The sequence below is a fragment of the Umezawaea tangerina genome, assembly GCF_003002815.1.
Lineage (GTDB): Bacteria > Actinomycetota > Actinomycetes > Mycobacteriales > Pseudonocardiaceae > Umezawaea > Umezawaea tangerina.
Map to the genome: position 1 here is coordinate 596,455 of NZ_PVTF01000006.1, position 14,775 is coordinate 611,229.

Here is a 14,775-nt window from a genome sequence, read left to right on the forward strand (position 1 = left end):
AAGGCTAGCCAACTCCCCCGTGGGCATGGCCAGCAGGTTTCCGATCCACTTGTGGGTGACAGTCGAAACCGTAGGATCCCGGCGTGCGCAAACCCCTGTTGGTGATCGTCTCCGTCGTGCTGCTGACCTCGGGCTGCGCGACCAGCGTGACCGGGAGTCCGGTGGCTGGACCGGCACCCGCCTCCACGCCGGTCACCACGTCGAGCGGCTCCGCGGGCGCGTGCAAGTACAGCGACGACACCTCGCCGGGCGCGGCCAAGCCGTTCGGCAAGCCGGACCCCGACCCGGACCGCTCGCCGTCCACGATCACCCTCGCCACCAACAAGGGCGCGCTGACCATCCAGCTCGACCCGGCGCAGGGCCCGTGCTCGGTGCAGAGCCTCCGGTTCCTGACGGCCAAGAAGTTCTACGACGGCTCGTCCTGCCACCGGCTGACCACCAACCCGAGCCTGGGCGTGCTCCAGTGCGGCGACCCGACCGGCACCGGGACCGGGACGCCCGGCTACCAGTTCGACGACAAGCTGCCGGTGCGCGGCGCCTACCAGCGCGGTGTCGTGGCGATGGCCAACGCCGGGCCGGGCACCAACGGCAGCCAGTTCTTCATCGTCCACGGCTCCGCCCAGATCAACCCGGACTACCCCGTGGTCGGCAAGGTCACCGCCGGGATGGAGATCGTGGACCAGATCGTCGCGGGCGGCGTGAAGGGCGGCTCGGAGGACGGCACGCCCGCCACCCCGCTGTCGATCACCACCGCTACCGAGAAGAAGTGACGGCCAGCCGCACCCGGTAGGTCCACCACCACGTCTTCACCACCGGCAGCCGCCGGTTGGCGACCTCGTGCAGCGCGGCCAGCCCGATCTGCTCGTCGCTGTACCCGGCCTTGCGCAGCCCCATCGACCCGCTCTGGCTCAGCGCCAGCTCGTAGAGCCTGCGGGCGTCGCCGGACTCCTTGCCGTGCAGGCAGACCTCGGTGACGTGGGCGAAGAGCCCGCTGGCGCGCAACCGGTCCACGTGCTCGCCCTTGGCCCTGGGCGGCTGGAAGTCGTGCTCCTGCTCCATGCCGCGCAGGTGGGCCTCGAACTCCGCCCACGCCGCGTCGACCTCCCGGTCGACCGCGGGCGGCCAGTCGCAGTCGAACGCCACGAACACCCCGCCGGGCCGCAGGATCCGGGCGATCTCGGGGAACGCGGTCGCCGGGTCGAACCAGTGCAGCGCCTGGCTCGCCGTGACGACGTCGGCGCAGTCGTCGGGCAGCCCGGTCGCCTCCGCCGTGCCGTCGACGACCTGGAACCGCGCCGGGTCGAGCCGCTGGTGGGCCAGCTCCCGCATGTCCGCCGACGGTTCCACGGCGATGGCCCGGTCCCACAGCAGCGTCGCGCCACCGGTGCCCGCGCCGAGGTCGACGACGTCCGGGTCCTCCACGTCGACCCACTGGCGGACCAGCTCGACGATGTCGGCGGGCGGTTTGGGGCGCGCGCGGTCGTAGAGCTCGGCGAAACCGGCGAAGCGCTCGGTGGAGTCGGTCATGCGGTCGATCCTGCCGGCTCCGGCGACCGGCGGCCGGTCGGCGCTGGGCCGACCGGCCGAACCCCTTGCGGCGACTGCGGATCCGCGCGCCGACCGCTCAACCCGGACTACGCCCCGGCGCCCTCTTGCGGTAGGAAGTCAACGGGCACAAGCGATGGCGGGGACGGGCGGTCGCGTGCGGACGGCGGGACGAGGGGTGGCCTGATGGACGCGGGCGGCGGGGACCAGGGGGCCGGTTCGCCGGACTTCGGCCCGTACCACGTGCGGGATCTGCTGGGGCAGGGCGGCATGGGCGTCGTGCACCGCGCCTACGACAGCGCCCGCGACCGGGTCGTCGCGTTGAAGCGGCTGCCGGGTTCGGTGACCGACCGGGAGTACCGGGCCAGGTTCCAGCGGGAGTCGCGGATCGTGGCCGGGCTGAGCCACCCGAACGTCATCCCGGTGCACGACTTCGGCGAGATCGACGGCCAGCTCTACCTCGACATGCTGCTGGTCGAGGGGATCGACCTGCGGCGGGCCATGGGCGTCGGCGCGGTCGACCAGGACCGCGCGCTGCGGATCCTGACCCAGGTCGCGGGGGCGCTGGACGCCGCGCACGAGCACGGCCTGGTGCACCGGGACGTCAAGCCCGCCAACATCCTCATCGAGTTCGGCGACGGCACCGGGAACGGCGACGGCGGCGAGCACGCGTACCTGGCCGACTTCGGCATCGCCCGCGAGACGTCGCCGGAGGCGACCGTGCTGACCCGGTCGGGCGAGCTGATCGGGTCGTGGGACTACATGGCGCCCGAACGGCTCTCCGGCGGCCGGGTCGACGGCCGGTCCGACCAGTACTCGTTGGCGTGCGTGCTGTTCGAGTGCCTCACCGGTCGGCTGCCGCACGCCGCCACCGACCCGGCCGCGAAGGTCGCGGCGCACCTGCTGCACCCGGCGCCCGCGCCGTCGGTGTTCGTCCCGACCATCACCCCGGCGCTGGACGCGGTCGTCCTGCGGGGCATGGCGAAGGACCCGGCCCGCCGGTTCCCGAGCGCGACGGCGCTGATGACCGCGGCCGCCGAGGCCGCGTACTCCGGTGCCACCGTGCGCGGTGCGAGCGCGACCGCTCCGGGTCCGGTGCTGGTGCGCGACCAGGCCACGCTGGTCCGCGCGGTGATGCGGTCCACGGCCGCCCGCAGGCCCGCGACCCTGGTCATCCCGCACGACCGCCCGCCGACGTGCCCCTATCCGGGGCTGAGCGGGTTCGAGCCCGCGGACGCCGAGCTGTTCCACGGCCGCGGCCACGTCGTCACCGACCTGCTGGTGCGCTTGGCCGAGCAGCTCGACGTCGGCGAGCCGCTGGTGCTCGTCGGCGCGTCCGGCGCGGGGAAGTCGTCGCTGCTGCACGCCGGTCTGCTGCCCGCGCTGGACGCGGCCGACGACGCGTGGCCCTCGATCGTGCTCACCCCCGGCGCGAACCCGGTCGGCGCGCTCGCCGCGGCGCTCGCGGACCGGTCGACCATCGTCGCCGCCGAGTGGGAGCGCGTCGTCCGGGAGACGCCCGGCCGGTTCGGCTCGGTGTGCGCGCGGTCGGTCGTCGCCGATCGCGGCCGGATGGTGCTCGTGGTCGACCAGTTCGAGGAGCTGTTCACCCACGGGACGCCCGAGGCCGACCGGGCCGCGTTCGCGACCGCGCTGGCCAACGCGCGGCCCGCGCTGGTGGTGCTGGCGGTGCGCGCCGACCTGCTTGACCGGTGCATCGAGCTCACCCCGCTCATCCCGGCGCTGAACTCCCCCGTGCTGCTGGGCTCGATGGACGCCACCGAGCTGCGGCAGGCGATCGTCAGCCCGGCCCGCGACTCCGGTGTGGACGTCGAGCCCGGCCTGCCGGAACGGCTGATCGCCGACCTCGGTGTGCGCGGCGAGGTGGGCTACGACCCCGGCGCGCTGCCCAGGTTGGCGCACGCGCTGCGGGAGACGTGGAACCACCGGGACGGGCCGGTGCTGACGCTGGCCGCCTACCGCCGTTCGGGCGGGATCGACGGCGCGGTCGCGCGCACCGCCGAGGAGATCCACTCCGGGCTCGACCCCGAGGGGCGGCGGACGCTGCGCACGGTCCTGCTGCGGCTGGTGACCGTGTCCGACGACGGCACCGTGACCCGGCGGCGGGTCGACCCGCACGAGTTCGCCTCCGGCGACGGGGACCCGGCCGTGGTGGACCGGCTGATCGCGGGCAGGCTCGTGACGGTGGACGCGACCGGCGCGCGGCTGAGCCACGAGGCGCTGCTCACGGCGTGGCCGCGGCTGCGGGACTGGGTCGACGAGGACCGCGCGGGTCTGGTGCAGCGCCGCAGGTTCGGCGACGCGGTGCGGGTGTGGGCGGAGTCCGGCAAGCAGCCCGACGACCTGTACCGCGGCGTCCGGCTGGCGGCGCTGGGGTCCTGGTTGGGGACCGTCGACGACCTCGGGCCCGACGAGCGGGAGTTCCTGGACCGCTCGAACGAGGCCGAGCACGCCGAGCAGCTCGCCGCCCGGCAGCGGACCAGGCGGCTGCGCGGGATGGTCGCCGCGCTGAGCCTGCTGCTCGTCCTGGCGTCGGTGGCCGGGGTGGTGGCGTTCGAGCTGCGCCGGACCGCGCAGGGCGAACGGGACCGGGCGGACGCGGGCAGGCAGCTGAACCTGTCCCGCCAGCTCGCCGCCGAGTCCGCGCTGGCCAGGGTGGTCGACCCGCGGCGGGCGGCGCTGGGCGCGCTCGGAGCCGCGCGGGCGGGCGACACCGTCGAGGGCCGCAGCGCGCTGCTCGGCATCGCCGCGGACGGCTACCGCGGCCGGATGTCCGGGCACCAGGGCGCCGTCACGTCGGTGGCGATGAGCGCGGACGGCCAGGTCGCCGTGAGCGGCGGCCGGGACGGCTCGTTGCGGCTCTGGAGCGTGCCGGACCGCAGGCAGATCGCCGTGCTCGCCGACGGCGACGGCTGGTACCGGACCGTGTCGATGAGCGCGGACGGCAAGCTGCTGGCGGCCGTCGACGTGCTGAAGAAGACCGTGCAGCTGTGGAGCGTGCCGGACCGCAAGCTCGTGTCCGCGGTGCCCGGCGAGCTCGTCGAGGCGACGCTGTCCGCGGACGGCCGCAGGATCGCCACGTTCGACGAGACGAGGGTCTCGATCCGCGACACCGCGACGCTGGCCGAGACCGCGGGCTTCGCCACCACCCACGCGACGATCATGGTCCTGAACGCCGACGCGTCGTTGATCGCGACGACCGGTGTCAAGGACGTCAAGGAGGTCGAGGTGCACCGGACGGCGGACGGCTCGCCGGTCGCGGTGCTGGGCGAGCACACCGACGACGTCACGGCGCTCGCGTTCGACCGCGCGGGCACCACCCTGGCCAGCGCCTCGGCCGACGGCTCGGTGCGGCTGTGGGACACCGCCCGGTGGACCACCCGCAAGGTGATCAAGCCGGACTACGAGGCGCACGCGCTGGTGTTCGGCCCGACCGGGTCGACGCTCGTCACCGGCGGCCTCGGTACCACGGTCGCGGTGTGGGACGCGGTGACCGGCTCGCTGCTGCTCCAGTACTCCACGGGGCCCACGACGGTGCTGGGGCTGGCCCTCAGCGGTGACGGGCACACCCTGCTCGGCTCCGAGTCCGGCGGCGCGGTGACCAAGTGGGAGACCGGGCGCAGGGTGTTCGGCACGCAGCAGGCCGCCCTCACCGGTGTGGCCTACCAGCCGGGCGGGACGGTGTTCGCGGCCACGGCGGGCGACGGGTCGGTGGAGCTGTGGGACAGCGCGACCGGCGCACTGGTGCGGAAGTTCAAGGCGCACGACGCCGAGTCGACCGAGGCCGCGTTCAGCCCCGACGGGTCCGCTCTGGCCACCGTGGGCGCCGACGGCGCGGCCGTGCTGTGGGACGTGGCGACCGGTGCCGAGCTGCGGCGGTTCACCACACCGGGCGCCGAGCTCTCCGGCGTGGCCTTCAGCCCGGACGGCAAGTCGGTCGCGGTGTCCAGCCGCACCCCGGCGACCGCGGTCAAGGGCACCGACCTCGACGAGCTGGTCGTGCTGTCCGCGAGCGACTTCTCCGTGGTGGACAGGCGTTCGACCAGGGACGAGCCGCGCAACCCCGAGACGAACCCGATCGACCCCAACTACCCCTTGGCGGCCGCGTTCAGCCCGGACGGCCGAACGCTCGCCACCGGGCTGTCGGGCGGCAAGGTCGCGCTGTGGAACCTGGTGGACCCCGGCTCCGCGCTGACGATCCTCCAGGGGCACGACGGCGCGGCGGCGACGGTCGCGTTCAGCCCGGACGGCACGACGCTGGCCACCGGTGGCGGGGACCGGCTCATCCGGCTGTGGCGGGTGCGGGACGGCGTGCAGGTCGGCGAGCTCGCGGGCAGCGACTCGACCGTGCGCGCGGTGGCCTACAGCCCCGACGGCAGGACCATCGCGAGCGCGAGCCAGGACACCGTGATGCGCCTGTGGGACGTACCCGGCCGTCAGCAGCTGGCCCGCCTGGAGCGGCACTGGAACGACCTCAACGCGGTGGACTTCGACGACTCCGGAGACCGGGTCGCCAGCGCGTCGGCCGACGGCACGGTGCTGGTCTGGGACGTCGTCCCCGACCACGCCCTGCGGACGGTCTGCGGCCTGCTCGACCGCGACACGATGGCCCAGGACTGGCAGGCGCTGGGACCCGACCGGGGCGACCCGCCCACCTGCCCGAGCTGAGGAGCGGCCGTGCCCAGGGTGGTGGTCAGGGGAACCGGGATGGCCTCGGTCGTGCTGGGGTCGGGCGAGTCGCTGCTGTTCGGGCGGGCGCCGCACTACGCGCTCGGTCCGCACCGGGGGCCGGGCCGGACCGCGCTCACGTTGCCGGGCTGCGCACCGCACGTGTCCCGGCTGGTCGGCGAGCTGGTGGTCGGGACGGACACGGTGACGCTGACCTGGCTCGGTGCCGGGGAAGCGCAGCTGTCCGGGCTGTTCGACGCGCCCGGCGGGGCCCGGCGGGTGGTGCTGACGCGGTCGGCGTCGGCACTGCTCGACGAGGGCGAGAACCAGCTGGTGCTGCTGCTCGGCCGGGTCGGCGGTGACGGGGGTTTCACGGACCTGCTGATCACGGTGGACGTGGAGCGGGTGGACGTCGTCCGGGCGGCCACCCCCGGACCGCCGTCGGGGGTCGACGAGACGCGGACCGGGCCGGGGCTGGTCCGGGGTGGGCGGGACTGGTACGTCGCGCTGGCGTTGACGGAACCGTGGCTGGTCGGCGAGGACGACTACCCGCGGCCGCCGTCGAACCGGGAGATCTTCGAACGGGTCGAGGGCTGGCACGGGTACGCGTGGAGCCTGCACCGGCCGCAGCGGGTGGACGACGCGATCCGGGCCATCTCGGCGCTGGCCTTCGGGGTGCGGGACGACCCGTTCCGGGCACCGCACGTGGGGCGGTTGCAGAACATCAGGTTCGCGGTGGCGCGGCGGGCGGCGGAGATGCGGCTGGTGACGGCCGCGGACCTCGCCGAGGTGGAGAGGACGGCTCGGGCGCGCAGGAGCGTTGGCGGACAGGGGAAAGAGGGCGGTCCGGCGCCCGGCGCGTGATCGGGCCGGGAGTCGGGAAGCGGAAACTTCCACCCTCGGCTTGCTCGCCGGAACGCCCGGCGCTCCCTAGCCTTCCAACCATGCGCAGACCGGAGAACCGGTCGACTCCCCTGCTCCACCGCGATGTTCCGCCGTACCCGGATCCGGACGGCGGTGCCTCGCCGTCGCCGAGAGGAACCGCCATGGTCCAGCCATTTCCCCCCGAGTCCCCGCGGGTGCCCACGCCGTCCGCGACCGACGCGCCCCGGCCGCCCGCACCGCCCGCGAAGTCCACGTGGCCGGAGCGGCCGCGCAAGTCGACGGGCATGGTCGTGCTGCTGGTCGTGCTGACGCTGGCCAACTCGCTCTCCCTGCTGGTCGGCCTGATGGGCTGGGCCGACGAGGTCGAGCACGGCGCGGAGATGGACGAGCCGCTACTGCAGGCGTTCGTGTTCGGCAGCCTGATCAGCGTCGTCGCGCTGGTCGGGATCGGCGGCGCCTGGGCCACCCGGATCTGGGGTCCTCGGCTCTACGCGGGCTGTGTCGTCGTCAGCGTGCTGATGAGCGTCTTCATCCTGCACGGCTTCTCGCCGCTCAGCCTGATCGGTGTCGCCCTCGCGGTCGGGCTGTGGCTCAGCGCCGAGTCCAGCTGGCAGTAGCGGGATCCCGAGCGGCGGAGTGTCCATCGTGGACACCCGCCGCTTCCGGTCGCGGACGAGCAGGGCGATGGCGACCAGGAGCACGAGGACGGCCGCGGCGCCCAGGAACGCGGAGCAGCGGACGAGGCGGTCGGGCAGCGGGTCGGGGTCTCCGCCCTTCCCGATCGCCAGCTCGCGGTAGGCGATGGCCTGTTCGTGGGACGGGGTCGCCGCCAGCACAGCGTCCAGGTACTCGACGGCGCCGTCGAAGTCGTTCGCGTAGTAGCGGTCCAGGGCGGCGCGGTAGTCGCGGTCCAATGGGCCGGGTTCGGCGGTGATCCCCTTGCCGCGCAGCAGTTCCGCGAGGGTGGTGGTGGCGCTGGCGAAGCGGGTGTCGCCCAGGGAGCTCAGGATGCCGACCAGGCGGCCCTGGGAGTCGACCACGGGGCCGCCGGTCATGCCGTTGTCGGCGGTGGCGCTGACCTCGTAGAACGGCCGCGTCCCCCTGGTGCGGTGGCCGGAGACGCGGCCGTCGCGGCTGCTGGGCTCCAGACCGGGGTCGACGGGGTCGGTGTCGGACACGGGGTAGCCGATCGCGAGGACCGGCGTGCCGACCGGCGGGGCGTCGGGGCGCAGCTCGATCGACGGCAGGTTCTGGCGCGGGATCCTGAGGACGGCGACGTCGCCGTCGTCGGGGGCGACCAGGTCCACGACGGTGGCGGGGGCGGAGTCGGTCCGGCGTTCGCCGCCGTCGCGTTCCGAGCGCTCCACCGCGATCCGCCGGTCCACCGGGCGGCCGGGGTTCGCGCCCTCGGCGACCGCGCGGTCGGCGAACGCCTGTCGCGCCTTGGCCGGGTCGCCGATCCGGCCGACCTTCGCGAGGTCGGCGACGGCCGCGTCGAACAGGAGTCCGGCACCACCGGCGGGTCCGGTGTGGACGCACCGGCTCGCGGTCGCGACGTACCCGTCGGGCGCGACGACGACACCGGTGCAGTGGGTCCGCACCTCGTACCCCGCGGTGCCGCCGAACACCTCACCCGTCAGCTTGTCCCGCACCCACCCGTGCCAGTCGACCGTGACGGCCACGACGCCCGGCCTGGCCAGGGCGGCGGCGAGCTCTTCGGGACTGGCCGGTTGCGCGGCCAGGGCCGGCGGCGCGACGAGGAGCGCGGCCGCGCACAGCCCGACGACCCGCATCAGCCGTACACCCCGAACGCCGACGTGCGCTCCCACACCGACCGGTAGCCCGTCTTCCCGTTCTCGACGACCCTCTTCCCCTCGCAGGTGTACTCGTCGACCTCGGTGTAGTCGGTGTCCCCCGTCACCAGCTCGGTGTTGATCAGCCCGCGCTGGTCGTAGTACGCCCACGTGAGCGACGAGTTGCCCCGCTTCGAGTAGGTGACCGCCTTGTCGTCGGCGGCCCACCGGTACTCGATGCTGCCGTTCCCGACCATCCGCAGCTCCCGGCCCTGGAAGACCGTCGTGATCACGAAGTCCTTCTGCCGCTCCACGATCGTCCCGTCCGGCCGGAACTCGAACTCCCGCCCGCTGCCGGTGAACCGCATCTCCGGCTGGTTCGTGTAGAACTTGACCATGAAGGTCTCGTCGACCGACCGCCACGACCCGACGAGGCAGATCGACGGCCCCGCGGGCCTCGACGACGACGGCCGCGCACTCGGCGACGGCGACCCGACCGGCTCCGCACCACCGGCCGCCCCTCCGCAACACGACTCCGGCCCACCCCCGGTCGCCACCACCGCCGTCACCGCTGTGGATGCGAGGAGCGCGCACGCCGTGGCGACGGCCATGAGCACGATGACGGACTTCCCGGGTAACACAGGCGAACCGCTCACGCACCCATGCTATTGAGCGGGCCGCCGCCGACGGGTCCTGAGAAAGCGGAAGTTTCCGAAGTGTGCCCCGACCGGGTAGTGGGGCTGGGCCGTCCGAATGAACCTGGGCGGGCGGGCCGTTCGGCAGGTTCGCCGGACCGGGCGGTCTACCTATGGTCGAGGCATGACGAGCACCCTGGACCTGCGTGGTGAGGACTTCCTCGGTGATCCGCAGGGCGTGCTGCGCGGGTTGCGGGAGGCGGACTGGTTCGCGGAGACGGCGATGGGGCCGGCGATCCTGCGGTACGACGAGGTGCGGGCGTTGTTGTCGTCGTGGTCGTTGCGGACACCGGGGGTGGACTTCCTGGCGGCGCAGGGGATCACGGACGGGCCGGTGGTGGAGGCGGTGCGGGGGTTCCTGCTGAGCGCGGACGGGGACGACCACCAGCGGGTGCGGCGGTCGGTGGGCAAGGCGTTCACGGTGCGGCGGGTGGAGGACTTCCGGTGCCTGGCTGGGGATCTGGCCGACGAGCTGGTCGCCGGGCTGGGGAAACGGGCCGGGCAGGGGGCCGGGACCACGCGGAACGAGGGACCTGGGAGCGGACTGGGGAGCGGGCCTGGAAACGGGCCGGGCGGTGGACCTGGGAGTGGGGTGGAGAGCGGGGGCGGGTTCGACTTCGTCGAGGGGTTCGCGCAGCCGTTCGCGTTGGGGGCGTTGTGCCGGTTCGTGGGGATTCCCGAGGACGTGCGGCGCGAGGTCGGCGAGTGGACGGCGGACGTGGGGCTGGTGTTCGGGTTGGGGGTGGCCGAGCACGTGCCGCGGATCGAGGCCGCGTTGGAGAACCTGCACGGGTTCATCGACGACCTGCTGGACCAGCGCCGCCGCTCACCGCAGGACGACCTCCTCAGCGCGCTGGTCGACCAGTCGCTCACCGAGGCGGAGCTGCGGTCGCTGGTGATCACGCTGTTGTCGGCGGGCCACGGTTCGGTGCGGCACCAGCTCGGCAACGCGATGGCGGCGTTCCTGGCGCACCCCGACCAGTGGCGGCTGCTGGCCGCCGACCCGTCGCTCGCCGAGCAGGCCGCGGAGGAGGTCGTGCGGCACAGCCCGTCCGCGCTGCTCGGGCTGCCGCGCGTCGTCAAGGAGGACATCCGGGTCAACGGCACGACGTTCGCGGCGGGCAGCTGGGTCCTGCCGGTGACGGGGTCCGCCAACCGGGACGCGGCGGTGTACGACGAGCCGGACCGGCTGGACATCACGGTCGCGCGGACGGCGCACCTGACCTACGGCGGCGGCATCCACTACTGCCTCGGTGCCGCACTGGCACGCGTCGAGCTCCAGGAGGCGCTGCCCCGGCTGGCCGCCGCGATGCCGGACGTCCGCGCCGACGGCCCGGCGAAGTGGTTGCCCCCCAACGAGGTCGGGTACGGACCGCTGTCCCTGCCGCTACGCACCCCGTGACAGCACCGCGGGCCCGACCCGGTGGTCGGGCCCGCGGTGGTCGAGGGGACTACGCGGAGGGGGCCAGGAACAGCAGGCGGTTCGGGGAGCCCGAGCCGGGGTTGGTGACCTTGTTGGGGGTCGCCGCCGCGACGAGGGCCGAGGAGACCTGGGCCGGGGTGGCGGTGGTGTGGGTCTGGAGGTAGCGGGCGGCGACACCGGCGACGTGCGGGGTGGCCATCGAGGTGCCGCTGATCGTGTTGGTGGCGGTGTCGCTGGTGCCCCAGGACGAGGTGATCCCGCTGCCGGGGGCGAACAGGTCGAGCACGCTGCCGAAGTTGGAGTAGCTGGCGCGGGCGTCGGTGCGCTCGGTGGCGCCGACGGTGATGGCCTGCGTCACGCGGGCCGGGGAGAACGTGCTGGCGTTGGCGTTGCTGTTGCCCGCCGCGACGGCGTAGGTCACGCCGGAGGCGATCGAGCGGCGCACGGCGTCGTCGATGGCGGTGGACGCGCCGCCGCCCAGGCTCAGGTTCGCGACAGCGGGCTTGACGGCGTTGGCGGTCACCCAGTCGATGCCCGCGACGACCCCGGCGAGCGTACCGGAACCGCTGTTGTCGAGCACGCGGACCGCGACGACCTTCGCGCCCTTCGCGACGCCGTACTGGCTGCCCGCGATGGTGCCGGCGACGTGCGTGCCGTGGCCGTTGCCGTCCTGCGCTACGGCGTCGTTGTCGACGAAGTCACGGCCGTTGGCCGCGCGCCCGCCGAACGTCTGGTGGCTGATCCGCACGCCGGTGTCGATCACGTACGCCGTGACGCCCGACCCCGTCGACGTGTAGCTGTAGGCCGAGTCGAGGGGCGGGTTCGCCTGGTCGATCCGGTCCAGACCCCACGACGGCGGGTTCGACTGCGTCGTCTCGACGTGGAACACCTGGTCCTGCTCCACGTACTCGACGGCCGGGTCGGCCGCGAGCCGCTTCGCCTGGGACTCCGAGAGCTTCACGCTGAAACCGCGCAGCGCGCTGCCGTACACGCGGTCCACGGCGCCACCGAACCGGGCCGCCACGGTGTTCGCCGTGGCCTCCGTGCTCGACAGCGCCGCGGGTGTGTCCTTCAGCTTGACGACGTAGCTGCCGGACACCTTCTCCTTGGCGTCGGCGGAACGGATCTCGCCGGTCGCGGCCTGTGCCGGGGAAGCCAGCAGGGTTACGGCCGTGGTGACCACCGCGGCCACCCCGACACCGGCCAGGAACCGGACCTGTCGTGACTCTCGCATTCGTGAACCCCATTCTCGGATTGTGTCCGCCACGTCCACAGGGAGGGGAAGTGGCTGGTCACAACCGTAAGCAGCGAACGAGAACAGGGGAAAGGCCGAAAGATTGCCAGTTCATCGCGAGATGTCAAAACATGTTTCTACCTCGGGTTTCCCAACCCGTGAAAACCATTGACGAGAAAGGACTTCCAGTGTTCCGCGGGAAATGACAGCATTCCGACAGCGGGGTTTTTTGAATCACGGATGGCCACCACGTTACCCGCGAAGGCCACCTCGACACATGCGTCGTTGCTGCCACCGCCGCTACGGCTGCTCTTGCGCCAAGCAAGCCGGGAAGCGTCCACATTGGACAATTAGATCGCCTCACTCACTCGGATCCGAGGATCCGCTCGATCAGTGCCAGCGAATCCGCCGGTGAGAGCGCCCGCGAGCACAGGTGGTCGAAAAGAAGTCTAGCCCTGGAGACCTCATCGACCTCCTCGATGTGCGTGGATCCGGTGGGATAGGAGACGTACAGCAACTCGGGGTCATGCGGGTCCGGAAACTCCAACACGATGAAGGACCCGCTGATGCCACCATGACCACCCAAGCCGGTCGGCAACACCTGGAGCGTGATCGTCGACAGCTCGGTCATGCCGATCAGGTGCAGCAACTGCGCCCGCATGACCTTCGGTCCACCTATGGTCTGCCGCAGGGCGGCTTCATCCACCAGGGCGACGAGCCGCAGCGGATCCTCGTCGGCGACAAGCCGTTCCTGACGGATAAGCCGGACCGCGACGTCGTTCGCAAGCTCCTTCTTGGTGCGCTTCAACTGATGCAACTCGAACAGCGCCCGCATGTAGCCCTCGGTCTGCAACAACCCCGGCAGGTGCAGCAGGGTCAGCTCGCGCACCACCGCGGCCTCGGTCTCGACGTCGACGTACCCCATGTCCTTGATGCCGTAGCTGACCCACCAGCCGGGCTTGAGGGCGTCCCTGGTGCGGTCGACGAGGTCGGGCACGAACTGGTCGTACACGTCCATCATCGACCGCACCAGGTGCACGTCGACCCTGGTCTCCCCGGCCTCTATGCGTTGCAGCGAACTGCGGGACTTGTCGAGCAGGACGCAGGCCTTGTCGAGGCTCATGTCGGCCTCTTCGCGCATCGTCCGCAGGCGCTGCCCCAGCCTCCTGCGGCGGAACGTCGGCCGCTGTTGCGTGGTCACCGGACCTTTCTACCGATGCCCGCCGCAGGACTGGGATTCCCGCTACCCGAACGGGTTACGGGCCCGTCAGGCGTTCGGCGCCAGGAACAGCAGCCGGTTCGGGGAGCCCGAGCCGGGGTTGGTCACCTTGTCCTTGGTGGACGCCGAGACGAGCGCGGCGGACACCTGGGCGGGCGTGGCGTTCTTGTTGTTCTGGAGGAAGCGGGCCGCGATCCCGGCGACGTGCGGGGTCGCCATCGAGGTACCGCTGATCGTGTTCGTCGCCGTGTCGCTGGTGTTCCACGACGAGGTGATGCCCGAACCGGGCGCGAAGATGTCCAGCACCGAGCCGAAGTTCGAGTAGCTCGCGCGGGCGTCGGTGCGCTCGGTGGCGCCGACCGTGATGGCCTCGGCGACCCGCGCCGGGGACGACGTGCTCGCGTTGGCGTTGCTGTTGCCCGCCGCGACGGCGTAGGTCACGCCGGAGGCGATGGACCGGCGCACGGCGTTGTCGATCGTGGTGGAGGCGCCGCCGCCCAGGCTCATGTTGGCCACGGCGGGCTTGACGGCGTTCGCGGTCACCCAGTCGATGCCCGCCACCACACCGGCGGTCGTGCCGGAGCCGTTGTTGTCGAGCACCCGCACGCCGACGATCTTCGCGGCCTTGGCGATGCCGTACTGGCTGCCCGCGATGGTGCCGGCGACGTGCGTGCCGTGGCCGTTGCCGTCCTGCGCGACGTTGTCGCCGTCGACGAAGTCGCGGCCGTTGGACGCGCGCCCGCCGAACGTGCTGTGGCTGATCCGCACCCCGGTGTCGATCACGTACGCGGTGACGCCCGCGCCGGTCGAGGTGAAGTCGTAGGACGAACTGAGCGGCAGGTTCGCCTGGTCGACCCGGTCCAGCCCCCACGACGGCGGGTTCGCCTGCGTCGTGTCGACCTGGAACACCTGGTCCTGCTCGACGTACTCGACGGCGGGGTTGGCCGCGAGCCGCCTCGCCTGGTCCTCGGACAGCTTCACGGTGAACCCGCGCAGCGCGGTGCCGAACACCCGGTCGACGCCGCCGCCGACACCGGCCGCGGCCCGGTTGGCCGACGCCTCCGCGGTGGCCTCGGTGACCTCGCTGTCCTTGAACTTCACGATGTAGCTGTTCGGAACCTTGTTCGCGGCGTCCGCGTCGCGGATCCCGCCCTCCGCCGCGGTGGCCGGGGACGCCAGCAGGGTGGCCGTCGTGGCGGCCAGCACCGCTGCCGGGATGCCGGCCAGGAACCGGACCTGTGGTGACTTTCGCATTCGTGATTCCCGTCCTCGAACGGTGTCCGGACGCCGTT

General features: G+C 72.6%; 11 protein-coding genes. 4 read left to right on the top strand and 7 right to left on the bottom strand.

Annotated features, from left to right (window positions below; translation table 11 throughout):
* Window positions 1-83: 83 nt before the first annotated feature.
* Window positions 84-770, top strand: coding sequence for a peptidylprolyl isomerase (locus tag CLV43_RS22960; RefSeq protein WP_106189280.1), 687 nt, complete (start codon window positions 84-86; stop codon window positions 768-770).
* Here CLV43_RS22960 and CLV43_RS22965 read toward each other — a convergent pair.
* Entirely contained in the window at window positions 754-1,527 is a 774-nt protein-coding gene (locus tag CLV43_RS22965) for a class I SAM-dependent methyltransferase (RefSeq protein WP_106189281.1), read from the bottom strand. The genes CLV43_RS22960 and CLV43_RS22965 overlap by 17 nt on opposite strands.
* 204 nt (window positions 1,528-1,731) lie before the next feature.
* On the opposite strand from CLV43_RS22965, the gene CLV43_RS22970 reads away from it, so the two are divergent.
* Together CLV43_RS22970 and CLV43_RS22975 are read left to right on the top strand one after the other, a co-directional pair.
* A complete protein-coding gene (locus CLV43_RS22970; RefSeq protein WP_106189282.1) occupies window positions 1,732-6,234 on the top strand; it encodes a serine/threonine-protein kinase in 4,503 nt (1,500 codons plus the stop codon).
* A gap of 9 nt (window positions 6,235-6,243) precedes the next feature.
* Entirely contained in the window at window positions 6,244-7,098 is an 855-nt protein-coding gene (locus tag CLV43_RS22975; protein ID WP_245886834.1) for a hypothetical protein, read from the top strand.
* 413 nt (window positions 7,099-7,511) lie between these two features.
* On the opposite strand, the gene CLV43_RS22980 is transcribed toward CLV43_RS22975, so the two are convergent.
* Window positions 7,512-8,912 carry a S1 family peptidase gene (locus tag CLV43_RS22980; RefSeq protein WP_106189283.1) on the bottom strand — a complete coding sequence of 467 codons (1,401 nt, stop codon included), beginning with the start codon at window positions 8,910-8,912 and terminating at the stop codon, window positions 7,512-7,514.
* Complete coding sequence (locus CLV43_RS47195; RefSeq protein ID WP_146174876.1) at window positions 8,912-9,568, bottom strand: hypothetical protein; 657 nt, start codon at window positions 9,566-9,568, stop codon at window positions 8,912-8,914. The genes CLV43_RS22980 and CLV43_RS47195 overlap by 1 nt, the downstream gene beginning before the upstream one ends.
* Window positions 9,569-9,731: 163 nt before the next feature.
* On the opposite strand from CLV43_RS47195, the gene CLV43_RS50095 reads away from it, so the two are divergent.
* Window positions 9,732-11,009: a cytochrome P450 gene (locus CLV43_RS50095; protein ID WP_106189286.1), complete on the top strand. Its 1,278-nt coding sequence runs from the start codon at window positions 9,732-9,734 to the stop codon at window positions 11,007-11,009.
* A gap of 49 nt (window positions 11,010-11,058) precedes the next feature.
* Here CLV43_RS50095 and CLV43_RS23000 read toward each other — a convergent pair whose 3' ends face one another.
* From CLV43_RS23000 to CLV43_RS23015, 4 genes are all read right to left on the bottom strand, one after another.
* Window positions 11,059-12,264, bottom strand: coding sequence for a S8 family peptidase (locus tag CLV43_RS23000; RefSeq protein ID WP_106189287.1), 1,206 nt, complete (start codon window positions 12,262-12,264; stop codon window positions 11,059-11,061).
* A gap of 137 nt (window positions 12,265-12,401) precedes the next feature.
* On the bottom strand, window positions 12,402-12,605 hold the full coding sequence (locus CLV43_RS23005) for a DUF397 domain-containing protein (protein WP_342749806.1): 204 nt from the start codon (window positions 12,603-12,605) through the stop codon (window positions 12,402-12,404).
* Window positions 12,606-12,628: 23 nt separating this feature from the next.
* Entirely contained in the window at window positions 12,629-13,465 is an 837-nt protein-coding gene (locus tag CLV43_RS23010) for a helix-turn-helix domain-containing protein (RefSeq protein ID WP_106189289.1), read from the bottom strand.
* Window positions 13,466-13,531: 66 nt separating this feature from the next.
* Window positions 13,532-14,737 (bottom strand): S8 family peptidase, encoded by a 1,206-nt coding sequence (locus tag CLV43_RS23015; protein WP_106189290.1) that lies wholly within the window; start codon window positions 14,735-14,737, stop codon window positions 13,532-13,534.
* Window positions 14,738-14,775: the final 38 nt, after the last annotated feature.